Annotated in this window: 11 protein-coding genes; 6 read left to right on the plus strand and 5 right to left on the minus strand. The window is 35.3% G+C overall.

Going from position 1 to position 13,391, the window contains the following annotated elements:
* Window positions 1-201: 201 nt before the first annotated feature.
* The gene (gene gcvP / locus BLV35_RS13840; RefSeq protein WP_091091495.1) at window positions 202-3,045 is read right to left on the minus strand and encodes an aminomethyl-transferring glycine dehydrogenase; all 2,844 of its coding nucleotides are present in this window, start codon (window positions 3,043-3,045) and stop codon (window positions 202-204) included.
* Between the two features lie 138 nt (window positions 3,046-3,183).
* Here gcvP and BLV35_RS13845 point away from each other — a divergent pair, with 138 nt between their 5' ends.
* Window positions 3,184-3,996, plus strand: coding sequence for a hypothetical protein (locus BLV35_RS13845; RefSeq protein WP_091091498.1), 813 nt, complete (start codon window positions 3,184-3,186; stop codon window positions 3,994-3,996).
* 98 nt (window positions 3,997-4,094) lie between these two features.
* Here the strand turns inward: BLV35_RS13845 and BLV35_RS13850 are convergent, their stop codons facing one another.
* Entirely contained in the window at window positions 4,095-6,122 is a 2,028-nt protein-coding gene (locus tag BLV35_RS13850; protein WP_091091502.1) for a M3 family metallopeptidase, read from the minus strand.
* A 223-nt stretch (window positions 6,123-6,345) separates the two neighbouring features.
* Between BLV35_RS13850 and BLV35_RS13855 the strand changes: the two genes are divergently transcribed.
* The gene (locus tag BLV35_RS13855; RefSeq protein ID WP_091091507.1) at window positions 6,346-7,014 is read left to right on the plus strand and encodes a hypothetical protein; all 669 of its coding nucleotides are present in this window, start codon (window positions 6,346-6,348) and stop codon (window positions 7,012-7,014) included.
* A 77-nt stretch (window positions 7,015-7,091) separates the two neighbouring features.
* Here the strand turns inward: BLV35_RS13855 and purE are convergent, their stop codons facing one another.
* The 3 genes from purE to BLV35_RS13870 form a co-directional block, all read right to left on the minus strand.
* The gene (gene purE / locus BLV35_RS13860; protein ID WP_091091511.1) at window positions 7,092-7,580 is read right to left on the minus strand and encodes a 5-(carboxyamino)imidazole ribonucleotide mutase; all 489 of its coding nucleotides are present in this window, start codon (window positions 7,578-7,580) and stop codon (window positions 7,092-7,094) included.
* A 66-nt stretch (window positions 7,581-7,646) separates the two neighbouring features.
* Complete coding sequence (locus BLV35_RS13865; RefSeq protein ID WP_091091513.1) at window positions 7,647-8,807, minus strand: 5-(carboxyamino)imidazole ribonucleotide synthase; 1,161 nt, start codon at window positions 8,805-8,807, stop codon at window positions 7,647-7,649.
* A 109-nt stretch (window positions 8,808-8,916) separates the two neighbouring features.
* Window positions 8,917-9,447, minus strand: coding sequence for a hypothetical protein (locus BLV35_RS13870; RefSeq protein WP_091091516.1), 531 nt, complete (start codon window positions 9,445-9,447; stop codon window positions 8,917-8,919).
* Window positions 9,448-9,558: 111 nt separating this feature from the next.
* On the opposite strand from BLV35_RS13870, the gene hpt reads away from it, so the two are divergent.
* The 4 genes from hpt to obgE all read left to right on the plus strand — a co-directional run bounded on the left by hpt (window position 9,559) and on the right by obgE (window position 13,332).
* The gene (gene hpt / locus BLV35_RS13875; protein WP_091091520.1) at window positions 9,559-10,089 is read left to right on the plus strand and encodes a hypoxanthine phosphoribosyltransferase; all 531 of its coding nucleotides are present in this window, start codon (window positions 9,559-9,561) and stop codon (window positions 10,087-10,089) included.
* A 22-nt stretch (window positions 10,090-10,111) separates the two neighbouring features.
* Complete coding sequence (locus tag BLV35_RS13880; RefSeq protein WP_091091525.1) at window positions 10,112-10,684, plus strand: adenylate kinase; 573 nt, start codon at window positions 10,112-10,114, stop codon at window positions 10,682-10,684.
* A gap of 201 nt (window positions 10,685-10,885) precedes the next feature.
* Entirely contained in the window at window positions 10,886-12,109 is a 1,224-nt protein-coding gene (locus tag BLV35_RS13885) for a hemolysin family protein (RefSeq protein ID WP_245712067.1), read from the plus strand.
* A 221-nt stretch (window positions 12,110-12,330) separates the two neighbouring features.
* Window positions 12,331-13,332, plus strand: coding sequence for a GTPase ObgE (obgE, locus tag BLV35_RS13890; protein ID WP_091091531.1), 1,002 nt, complete (start codon window positions 12,331-12,333; stop codon window positions 13,330-13,332).
* Window positions 13,333-13,391: the final 59 nt, after the last annotated feature.

Here is a 13,391-nt window from a genome sequence, read left to right on the forward strand (position 1 = left end):
ATAATAATTTTTTAGCTAAAATACTGATGATTTTTTAATAAATATTAGAAAATGCCTTAGTATTTTTAGTATTGATTATTGTCGATTGATTCTTGCTTTTTTTAACAGAAAAATTACCTAATGTTCTTGTGCTGAGAAATAAACTAAAAAAAATGCCTCGATAGTTTCGAGGCATTTTATAGTTATTAGTAATGCTAAATATTACATGTAAGCTTCAATAGGCGCACAGCTGCAAATTAAATTTCTATCTCCGTAGGTTTCGTCGACGCGACGAACACTTGGCCAGAATTTATTATCGGCAACATAGTCTAAAGGATAAGCTGCTTTTTCTCTTGAATAAGGTAATGTCCAAGAATCAGCAGTTAACATCGCTAAAGTATGAGGTGCATTTTTCAATACATTATTTGGTTCGTCAGTTGACGCTGCTTCAATCTCTTTACGAATTGAAATCATCGCATCACAAAAACGATCTAATTCAGCTACATCTTCAGATTCTGTTGGCTCAATCATTAAGGTTCCGGCTACTGGGAAAGAAACTGTTGGCGCATGGAAACCATAATCCATTAAACGTTTCGCGATATCCGACACTTCAATGCCTTTTTCTTTGAAACCTCTACAGTCTAATATCATTTCGTGAGCTGCTCTTCCTTTTTCTCCAGAATACAAAATTGGATAATGCTCTTCTAAACGTGCTTTCATATAATTTGCATTTAGAATAGCATATTTGGTAGCATTTGTGATTCCTTCAGAACCTAGCATACATATATATCCGTACGATATAAGACAAACTAATGCAGAACCATAAGGAGCGCCAGAAATAGCGGTAATTGCTTTTTCACCACCTACCTGAACTAATGGATTGCTTGGTAAAAACGGAACTAATTTTTCGTTTACACAAATTGGTCCTACACCGGGTCCGCCACCACCATGAGGGATAGCGAAAGTTTTGTGTAAGTTTAAGTGACAAACATCAGCACCAATAGTTGCTGGATTTGTTAATCCCACTTGTGCATTCATGTTTGCACCATCCATATAGACTAAACCGCCATTGTCATGAATGATTTGTGTGATTTCTCTAATAGCACTTTCAAAAACACCATGTGTAGATGGGTAGGTTACCATTAAACAAGATAATTCGTCTTTATATTGAAGGGCTTTTTCTCTTACATCTTCTACATCGATATTACCGTTTTCCATTGTTTTGGTTACGATAATTTTCATTCCAGCCATCGCAGCCGAAGCAGGGTTTGTTCCATGTGCCGAAGCAGGAATTAAACATACCGTTCTTTGATCGTCACCTCTTGATTGGTGATACGCACGAATAGTCATTAATCCAGCATATTCACCTTGTGCACCAGAGTTTGGTTGTAATGTAGTACCGGCAAAGCCAGTAATTACATTCAATTGGTGCTCTAGTTTTTTAAGCATTTTAGTATATCCTTGCACTTGGTCTAAAGGAGCAAATGGGTGAATCGTATTCCAGTACGGCATACTCAAAGGCAGCATTTCGGCAGCTGCATTCAACTTCATCGTACAAGATCCTAAGGCGATCATCGAATGAGTCAACGATAAATCTTTACGTTCTAATTTTTTCATGTAACGCATCAAACTAGTTTCAGAATGGTGGTTATTGAAAACATCGTGTTTTAAAAATTCAGTTGTTCTGTTTAAAGTCGTTGGATAGTTATTTTCTAATGTGTATTCACTTACTTTAAAAGTGTCTTTTCCTAATGCCTCCGCAAAAACAGCAATTACTTCATTAACATCTTCAAACAAGATCGTTTCGTTTAACGAAATTGAAATCGTTTCGTCGTCGATATAGAAGAAATTGATTTCATTTCTTTCTGCAATAGCTCTTACTTTTTTAGCATCGCCTTTTACTACAATGGTGTCAAAGAAAGAAGTGTTTGTTTGCTGAACGCCTAATTTATTTAAAGCATCTGCCAAAGTCACTGCCATCGAGTGCACTTTATTTGCAATGTATCGCAATCCTTTTGGTCCGTGATAGACAGCAAACATTCCGGCCATTACAGATAGTAAAACCTGAGCAGTACAAATGTTAGACGTTGCTTTTTCACGTTTGATGTGCTGCTCACGCGTTTGTAACGCCATACGCAAGGCGCGGTTTCCATTAGCATCTTGTGAAACACCAATGATTCTTCCTGGCATAGAACGTTTGTACTCTTCTTTTGTAGCAAAATAAGCAGCGTGTGGTCCACCGTAACCCATTGGGATTCCAAAACGTTGTGTAGTTCCAACAACTACTGCAGCTCCCATTTCACCAGGAGGCGTTAATTTTACTAATGATAAAATATCAGCAGCAACAGCCACTTTTATTTCGTTTTCAGCTCCTTTTTTGATAAAGTCAGCATAATCATAAACTTGACCGTATTTTCCAGGATATTGAAGTATCGCTCCAAAAAAGTCTTTTGAAAAATCAAATTCTTGGTGATTTCCAACAACTAATTCTACTCCGATAGGCGCAGAACGTGTTTGTAAAACCGATAAAGTTTGGGGTAATATTTCTTCAGAAACGAAGAACTTATTGACATTGTTTTTCTTTTGATCTCTTGTACGAACATCAAACAATAAAGCCATTGCTTCAGCAGCGGCAGTACTCTCGTCTAATAATGATGCATTAGCAATTTCCATTCCGGTTAACTCGATAACCATCGTTTGGAAATTCAAAATTGCTTCTAATCTTCCTTGAGCAATTTCTGCTTGATAAGGTGTGTAAGCAGTATACCAACCTGGGTTTTCAAAAATGTTTCTTTGAATTGCTGGTGGAACAATTGTTGGGTGGTACCCTAAACCAATATATGATTTGTAAACTTTGTTCGTGCGACCTAATAATCGAATGTGATTTGCATATTCGTATTCAGTCATAATATGCTCCAATTCTAAAGGTTTTTTCAAACGAATGTCAGTTGGAATAGTTTCGTATATTAGTTGATCTAAAGTTTCAACACCTATGGTTTCTAACATTTTAGGCAAATCGTGATCTCTTGGTCCTAAGTGTCTTAAAGCAAATGAGTCTGTTTTCATGTAAGTGTAGTAATGTTGTGTTTTTTGAGTGCTGCAAAAATAAGTATTATAAACAATCTAATCCGTGTTTTGGCATTGATTTTTTATCAATTTATCAACTAAATGATGTATTTGCTCACAATTGATTAATTTTGTTTAATGATTAGTTTTAAAAGAATTTTTGATTTTTATCTCAGGAGTAGTATTCACGTGGCTTTGTCCGTGTATGCACTAGTGCGAATGACGCATTTCATGTTCCACATTTCTGCTGATCAAGCGATGGCTAATTTTGCTTTTTTTGGAACAATTGTGGGATATAATTTTGTAAAGTATGATGCTTTGGCAAGAGCCCAAAAAAAACAAATGCGAAATGAGTTAAAAATCATTGCTGTATTGAGTTTCTTTTCTTTAACGGCTGTAGGGTATTATTTTTTCCAATTGCAACTAATAACACAATTGGTTTCCGTAGGCGTTTTAGTGTTGACACTGCTGTATACGCTGCCTTTTTTTCCAAATAGAAGGAACGCCCGCAACTGGGCAGGAGTGAAGATTTATATTGTGGCTTTATGCTGGGTAGGGGTTACATTGGTATTGCCTTTGGTTAATGCACATATTGATTTGGGACTCGATTTTTATCTCAAATGCATACAGCGTTTTATTCTCGTTTTTGTACTGATTCTGATTTTTGAAATTCTTGATTTAGCTAATGATGATCCACATTTACAAACAGTACCACAGCAAATAGGGGTAAAGCAAACTAAAATTGTTGGTTTGTTATTACTAATTCCTTTCTATTTTTTAGAGTTTTTAAAAACTAATTTTATAGAAGAGCAATTAATCGTAAACGGAATTCTAGTGCTGATACTTGCTTTGTTTTTGGCTTTCGCCAATGAGAAACGATCCAAATATTACACTTCTTTTTGGGTCGAAAGTATTCCCATTTTTTGGTGGTTGATGGTGGCGTTTTTTTAAGAAATTCAATTTGGTAAAGCATTGTATTTTTGAAATAAATAAACCGAAGTATTTCTACTTCGGTTTGTATTTAAAAATGTTAACCTACTTTCTTTAATCTAAAGTAATCCCGCTCTTTTCAACAAAGCATCTGGACTTGGTTCATGTCCTCTAAAGCGTTTGTATAAAATCATAGGATGTTCAGTTCCTCCTTTAGAAAGAATATTGTCTTTAAATTTATCAGCAACTTCTTTATTGAAAATTCCTTTTTCTTGGAAAAACTCAAAAGCATCAGCATCAAGAACTTCAGCCCATTTGTAGCTATAATATCCAGCAGAATAGCCTCCTTGGAAAATATGAGAAAATGAGGTACTCATCACATTTTCTTTTACCTCAGGATATAATTTAGTGTCTGCAAATTGTTTAGTTTCAAAAGCTTTAATATCTGTAATAGCCGAAGGATCTTGTCCATGCCATCCCATGTCTAGTAAGCCAAAACTCAACTGACGCATGGTTGCCATCCCTTCTTGAAAATTGGAGCTTTCCTTGATTTTTTGAACTAACTCAATAGGTATGATTTCGCCTGTTTGGTAATGTGTAGCAAACAAAGCCAAAGCTTCTGGTTCGTAACACCAGTTTTCCATTACTTGACTTGGTAGTTCTACAAAATCCCAATAAACAGATGTTCCGGATAGACTTGGATAGATCGTATTGGCTAACATACCGTGTAATCCATGTCCAAATTCATGAAACAAAGTCAGGACCTCATTAAAAGTCAATAAGGAAGGCTTCGTTTCTGTAGGTTTCGTGAAATTACATACGTTTGAAATGTGGGGTCTTTCGTTGATTCCGTTTTTTACAAATTGTGATTTGTACGAAGTCATCCAAGCACCATTTCGTTTTCCTTTTCGAGGGAAAAAATCGGCATAGAAAATAGCAACTAATTCGCTTTTTTCATCCGTTACTTCATAAGTAGTCACCTCTTCGTGGTACTTGTCAATATCAAAAACTTCGGTAAACGTTAAGCCATATAATTTACCAGCGATAGTAAAAGCACCATTCAGCACTTTTTCCAGTTGAAAATAAGGTTTTAATTTTTCATCATCTAAACTGAACAGTTCTTGTTTTAGTTTTTCAGAGTAATACGCGCCGTCCCATTTCTCTAGCTTCTCTAGACCATCTCGTTTTTTGGCGAAAGCCGTTAAGTCTGCAAATTCTTTTAGGGCAGCCGGTTTTGCTTTTTCCAACAAATCCAAAGAGAATTTTTTTACTTTCTCTGGACTCTCAGCCATTCTTTCTTCAAGTACAAAATGGGCATGAGTCGCATATCCTAAAAGCTGTGCTCTGTCGAAACGCAATTTGGCAATTTTAAAAACATTTTGTTGGTTGTCCAATTCATTGTTTTGAAAACCTTTGGCTCCAAAAGCAATTGCCATCTTTTTACGTAACTCCCTGTTATCAGAATAAGTTACAAACGGAACATAGCTAGGGTAGTCTAGAGTAAAAATCCAACCTTCCTTTTCTTGGCTTTTCGCCAAAGAACGAGCGGCTTCGATAGTGCCTTCTGGTAAACCTGATAAGTCTTTTTCATCTGTAAGATGCATTTGAAAAGCTTGGGTTTCGGCTAATACATTTTCACCAAACTGCAAACTTACCTTAGATAATTCCTTGTCAATTTCACGTAGTTTGATTTTTTTGTCTTCGGTTAGATTCGCACCATTTCGAGAAAAACTTTTATATTTTTCGTCCAATAAAGTAGTTTGCTCTGGGTTGAGGTTCAAAGTTGCTTTTTGTTCGTGTACAGCTTTAACTTTAGCAAACAACTCCGCATTCAATCGGATGTCGTTCCCGAAATCGGATAACAATGGAGAAACTTCCTGAGCAATTTTTTGGATCTCATCATTGGTTTCTGCTGAATTCAAATTGAAGAATATGCTCGAAAGACGATCTAGTGTGTAGCCACTAAAATCTAAAGCTTCAATGGTGTTTGTAAAAGTAGGTGTCTCTTCGTTTTTTACAATCGCGTCGATTTCGGCTTGTGCCAATGCTATTCCTTCGATAAAAGCAGGAAGAAAATCCTCGTTTTTTATTTTCGAAAAAGGAGCTGTATCGTATTTGGTATTAAATTTCGTCGTTAGTATTTTCATTAGGTAGTCATTAATTTAATTCGTTGAAACGGAATGTTTCTAATTGCAAAGGTAGCGATTTATTAAAAAAAGGAGATTACAAAGCAGCAGTGATTTCGCGCTTTAAGCCATAAGGGTTATGTTATATAAATGTTATTTATTCTTCTTGCTTCTTTAAAAAGCCTAAATTGTACGATTAGATTAGATTTTAAATGAGCTAATTAGTAACAATAATAAATAAGAAATGAATTACCAAATTATAATAAAGCGCATTGATACTGTAAACGAAGTGGAAGGGTATTGGTCAGATGAAGATTATATCCAGTTATTAGAGAAATTTAATTTTCCAGATGCAGCTACAGCTGAAAAAAAGAATTTGCCAGAATTGCTAGAAATGGCTATATCTGATTATGAGCCGAATGAAGCTGCAGAAATTGTACTTACTTACAAACTGGGTGAAGAATTAAATGAAGGGCAAATTGAGCAAATTTCGCATAATATGTTAATTGATAAAGTATGTGAAGAATATCCTGAAATTCATATGCAAGCAAGATTGTTTCATGTCAATCAATTGCTTTATAAAGCCTATAACGGAAAGTTTCCAAATACCAAAGCGTCTGTTGTTCATTTCTCAATGACACCAACTGATTGTGAAGTGAAAGAACTAACGGCTGAAAGCGTGTTGAAATTACTGAATAATGGATTGTCTGATAGAAATTTGATCAAAAGATTATTTGAAGATCAGATGACTAAAAACATTCCTTTTCCTACTGCCGAAGGTATTGTTTGGGAATTAAACACAGCCGATAACGTAAATTTTAGCTTGGTTACCTCAGAGAATTGGATTAATAATGAAGATGTAATTGCATCTGAATTTGAGAGTGTTCTTGAAGAAATTGAAGAAGAGGACTAATTTGAGGCAAAATATAAAAAGCTTTAAAAACAACAAAGGCTTCCGTAATAGGAAGCCTTTGTTTATATAAGGAAGTGTTATTTTTTAAGTAAACTTTCGGATGCAATAATTACGGATTCCTTGAGTCCTAACTTATATTGGATGACTTTTTCTAAGATTGCTTTATCATGGCTTCCAATTATTTGGGCGGCTAATATTCCGGCATTTTTAGCACCATTTAAAGCTACAGTGGCTACAGGCACTCCTCCAGGCATTTGAAGAATCGACAAAATACTGTCCCAACCATCAATAGAGTTGCTTGATTTTACAGGAACTCCAATTACGGGTAATGGTGACATGGAGGCTACCATTCCAGGTAAATGAGCTGCTCCTCCAGCACCAGCAATCACTACCGAAATCCCACGAAGATGTGCGTTTTGACTAAAATCAAATAATTTTTCAGGGGTTCTATGTGCCGAAACAATATCTACTTCGATTTCGATTCCGAAGCCTTTTAATACTTCGATGGCTTCTTGCATTACGGGCATATCAGAGATGCTTCCCATTATTATAGCTACTTTGCTCATTATTATTGTTTTTTTTTAACACCAGTTATCACTAATTCAATTTGTGATAATTTGTGAAATTTGTGTTTATTTTATTTCGCTTATCACTCTAATTGTATTTTTAACGTCTTCGGCAATTCTTCGTGCTTCTTCGATGTCGCTATTTACGATGGTTACATGTCCCATTTTTCTAAAAGGACGCGTTTGTTTTTTACCGTATATATGTGGTGTAACACCATTCCAGCCTAATATTTTTTCGATGTTTTCGTAAATAACGTTTCCAGAAAAACCTTCAGCACCTACTAAATTAACCATAATTCCGGCTACTTTACTTTCCGTATTACCCAATGGTAAATCAAGAATGGCTCTTAGGTGATTTTCAAACTGTGAAGTATAGCTAGCTTCAATAGAATAATGGCCTGAATTATGAGGCCTTGGCGCTACTTCGTTTATTAGAATTTCATCGTCTTCTGTTTGAAACATTTCAACAGCCAATAAACCTACATGGTTGAACTTTTCAGAAACATGCAATGCGATTGCTCTTGCTTTTTCAGCTACTTTGTTATCAATTCGTGCTGGACAAATCACATATTCGACTTGATTAGCTTCTGGGTGAAATTCCATTTCGACTACCGGATACGTTCTGATTTCCCCGGAAGGATTTCGACAAACAATAACAGCCAATTCGTTTTTGAACGGAACCATATCTTCGGCAATACATTCTACATTGGGAAGGTGATCTAAATCTGAGATCTGTCGGATCACTTTTACCCCGTTTCCGTCATAGCCAAATTCAGTACATTTCCATACGAAAGGCATTTTTAATTTAGAATCAAGAATGTCTACAATTAAACTTTTAAGATTTTCGAAGCGTTTGAAATCGGCGGTTGGGATATTATGCTCTGAATAAAAGGTTTTTTGAACGCCTTTATTCTGAATGAGTTTTAGTGTTTTTGGAGAAGGATATACTTTCAATCCTTCATTTTCTAATTTTACCAAAGCGTCAAGATTAACGAGTTCAATTTCGAACGTTAAAACATCGACTTTTTTTCCAAAATTGTAAACGGTATCAAAATCCATCAAATCTCCTTTGAAGAATTGATCACAGGCAATTTTGCAAGGCGCTTCATCGCTTGGATCCAAAACATAGGTTTGTATGTCAAATTTTCGAGTGTCAAACAAAAGCATTTTGCCCAGTTGACCACCACCTAATATTCCTAGTTTAAAATCAGAAGAAAAATAATTCATTTGTTTTAGTTATTGTTTGTTAACGGTCAAATGCAGTCGCTACGCTCGTGTCATTGTGTAGTTGTTTGTTACTGGCAAAGATACTTTATATACACCAAATGCGAAAACCCTATTTTATTTTCTTCAAAATTTCTCTAGCAACGGCTTTGTAAGCGGCAGTATGTTTGTGGTAGTCGTCAGTAAGAATGCGTTGTAGTTCCGGATAAATCCAATCGTATTTTTTACCTAGTTCATACAAAGCTCGTATTGCGTAGGCTTTTGTAGCTACTTTTCGGTCTTCGCTAATAAGCCAGTCAAAGCAGCTTTCGGTAATTTGTTGTTCTTGTACGTTAGTTAAAGTAAGGTGTTTACATGAGAACATGCAAATTTTTGAAATAGCACGCATGGCGCTTTCGTTTGTGAACTCTGAAAGGCTAATGCAAAATACAGGAAGATGATCCGTCAGTAAGTGGAGTTGTTTTTCCAGAACTAATTCTAGAACCCAACAGGCTTTGTGGTGGTTCTTGTCGGCTACGTTTAAAGCTAGTGCAAGTAAATCAGGAAATAAGGCCGCATTGGCTAAAATAAGTTGGGTGTTTTCGTCTCTACTTATTCTATAGGCAGAGCTGTTGGCTATATTTTTATAAAGTTCACTATTCATCTTGGGCTAAAAAACATATTATTTTCAAATGTACGGTATTCTTATGGTTCTAAATCTGGATTCTCAATTCAGAAATTCCTATCTTTGCGAATTATTTTAAATAGGATAATAATGATTCAACTTCACGATAAACAATTTGTTCCGTTTATTTCTGCTAAAGAAATAGAGTTTGCAATAACAAAAATGGCAGCACAAGTAGAAGCCGATTTTGCCGATGAAATCCCTGTATTTGTAGGAGTTTTAAATGGTGCTTTTATGGTTGTTTCTGACTTTATGAAAGCCTATAAAAAGCCATGCGAAGTCAGTTTTTTAAAAATGGCTTCTTATGAAGGTACCTCGTCTACAAATGAAGTAAAACAATTAATTGGTTTGAACCAAGATTTGACTGGTCGTTCTGTTGTTGTTCTCGAAGATATCGTGGATACAGGGAATACCTTGGTGGAATTAAAAGCATTGTTTAAAGCACAAAATGTAAAACATTTTAAAATAGCTACTCTTTTCTTTAAACCAGAAGCGTACAAAAAAGATATCAAAATCGATTATGTTGGAATTAGAATTCCAAATAAATTTATAGTAGGTTTTGGTCTTGATTATGATGGATTAGGAAGAAATTTACCAGAAGTATATAAACTAAAAGAATAACTACAACTACTCAACACACATTATGATCAACATTGTTTTATTTGGAAAACCAGGAGCAGGAAAGGGTACTCAAGCAGAATTTTTGAAAGAAAAATATAAATTAACTCACATCTCTACAGGTGATGTTTTTCGTTTTAATTTAAAAAACGATACGGAGTTAGGGAAACAAGCCCGAGTTTATATGGACGCAGGAGATTTAGTACCTGACGAATTGACAACTAAAATGCTTATTGATGAGGTGAATAAACACCCGGATACAAACGGGATTTTATTTGATGGTTATCCAAGAACGATTTCACAAGCTGAAGCTTTAGATGCTTTTTTGACGTCAATAGAGTCGAAAGTTGCTGCAACAATTGCCTTAGAAGCTGATGATGAGATTCTGGTAAAACGTTTGCTTGAAAGAGGTAAAACAAGTGGAAGAATTGATGATCAGGACGAAGATAAAATTCGTAATAGATACCAAGAATACAATGAAAAAACAGCGCCTTTAATGCAGTATTACAATGATCAAGGGAAGTTTTATGCTGTAAACGGAATTGGGTCTATTGAGGAAATTACGGAGCGAGTAAGTACCGTTATTGATAATTTGTAAGAAGCAATTTCCAGCTGTACGCTACAAGTACTTGCTTGTAAAACTATTTTCTAAGTTATAAAAGGAGCTTCCGCTGGTCGCTCTTTTCTATCAAGAAAATTAAAGTTTTATAATCTACGTGCTTTTCACTGCCATCTGGGCTATAAAAATATGGAGATACTAATAATACTTTTTCTTATTCTATTGAATGGAGTTTTCTCCATGTCTGAGATAGCATTGATATCTGCCAGAAAAAATAGATTAGAAACATCAGCAAAAAAAGGGAATAAAAGTGCTCAAGCCGCATTGGATTTAGCTAATTCACCCAATAAATTTCTATCTACTGTACAAATAGGAATAACTTTAATAGGGATTCTTACCGGTATTTATAGTGGAGATAAAATAACAACAGATGTACAAACATTTGTTGCTGGTTTTGCAATATTGAAACCGTATGCCGCTACTATTGCAGTAGGAGTTGTAGTAGTAGTATTAACGTTTTTTTCATTGGTGTTAGGTGAGTTGTTACCTAAAAGAATTGGACTAAACCATCCGGAAGCGATTGCTAAGAAAGTAGCAATGCCTATGAAGTTTGTTTCAATTGTTACGGCACCGTTTATCTGGTTATTGACACACTCAACAGAGTTCTTATTAAGTGTATTGCAAATAAGACCTACTGCAGATGGTAAAGTAACCGAAGAGGAAATTAAAGCGATCATTAAAGAAGGTACTGAAGGTGGAGAAGTTCAGGAAATAGAACAAGATATAGTAGAGCGTGTTTTTCATATTGGCGACCGAAAAATAAATTCATTGATGACTCACAGGAAATCAGTTGTTTTTATACCGTTGCATTCTGGGAAAAGCGAAGTAAAGAAAGCCATGCTTGAGGAGTTACACTCGATATACCCTGTATATGATAAGGATGATGATGATATTGTAGGGGTTGTAAACTTAAAAAATATCTTTGCTCGTATAGATGACGAAAATTTTAATTTAAAAGATATTATGACTGATGCTCCTTTTATGATGGAGTATACCACTGCTTATAAAGCTTTGGAGAAGTTTAAGAAAACGGGTATTCATTATGCTTTTGTATCTGATGAATATGGTGTTTTTCAAGGAGTAATCACTTTAAACGATATTCTAGAAGCACTAGTAGGGAATGCCTCTGATTTTTATAAAGATGATTATCAGTTGGTGGAAAGAGAAGACGGAACTTGGTTAGTAGACGGACATTATTCGCTACATGATTTTCTTACTTACTTTGAATTGGATGATTTAGTAGGGGATTATGATGTCACTACCGTTAGTGGTTTAATCATGACGGAGCTTTCTCATATTCCAAAACAAGGAGAGAAGCTAATCTGGCAAAAATTTGAGTTAGAAGTCATTGATATGGACGGCATAAAGATTGACAAAGTAATGGTGAAATCATTACGAATATAAAGAAATTGTTCAGTATTTGGTGTTCAGTTAATCTGTTAACTTAATAAGGTTCATTTATAATAATAAATTGTTGTTTGTTTTAGGACTAGTTTTGCAGTATTTGCTGTAAATTGAAAACGGATGACTGAATACTAAAAAAATGACAGAGGATTTGAAATTAAAAGGAGGACAGCCAGTGGCTGTCAGGTATTTTAAATCAATGTTGAAATAAAAAAAAAGTTATGACTGAAGGGAATTTCGTAGATTACGTAAAAATATTTGTTTCATCCGGTAAAGGAGGAAAAGGATCTACGCATTTACATAGAGAAAAATTTATTGAAAAAGGTGGTCCTGATGGAGGTGATGGAGGTCGTGGAGGACACGTATATCTAGTAGGAAATAAAGGACTTTGGACTTTGTTTCACCTTAAGTTTGCACGTCATATCAAAGCTGGAAGCGGCGGTGATGGAAGCGGAGACAGAAGTACAGGAGCTGATGGTGACGATAAATTCATTGAAGTACCCTTAGGAACTGTTGTAAAAGACAAAGAAACTGGTGAAACCTTGTTTGAAATCACTGATGATGGCGAGAAACAAGTGTTGTCCAGAGGTGGTAAAGGTGGTTTAGGAAACTGGCACTTTAGAAGTTCTACAAACCAAACGCCAAGATATTCTCAACCTGGATTACCTGGAACGGAGATGGATGTAATTCTGGAGCTTAAAGTTTTAGCAGATGTAGGTTTAGTAGGTTTCCCAAATGCTGGAAAATCAACGCTATTGTCTGTTCTAACATCAGCTAAACCAAAAATTGCTGATTACCCGTTTACAACTTTAAAACCAAACCTTGGAATTGTAGCGTACAGGGATTTTCAATCTTTTGTAATTGCAGATATTCCGGGTATTATAGAAGGTGCTGCAGAGGGAAAAGGATTAGGACATTATTTCTTGAGACATATCGAAAGAAATTCAACACTATTATTCTTAGTTCCTGTGGATACACCAGATATTAAAGGAGAATATGATATTTTGGTAAACGAACTAACAAAATACAATCCAGAAATGCTGGACAAGGAACGCATGGTTGTTATTTCTAAATGTGATATGCTGGATGATGATCTAAAAGCAGAACTGAAAGAAGAATTAGACGTTTCCTTCAAAGGTATTCCTTATATGTTTATTTCCTCTGTTGCCCAACAAGGATTGACAGAATTGAAAGACAAACTATGGAAAATGTTGAATGATTAATTAATCATTTTTCACTTATAAAAAAACCGTTTCAAGAAATTGAAACGGTTTTTAGCTTT

The organism is Flavobacterium gillisiae (assembly GCF_900107635.1).
GTDB lineage: Bacteria > Bacteroidota > Bacteroidia > Flavobacteriales > Flavobacteriaceae > Flavobacterium > Flavobacterium gillisiae.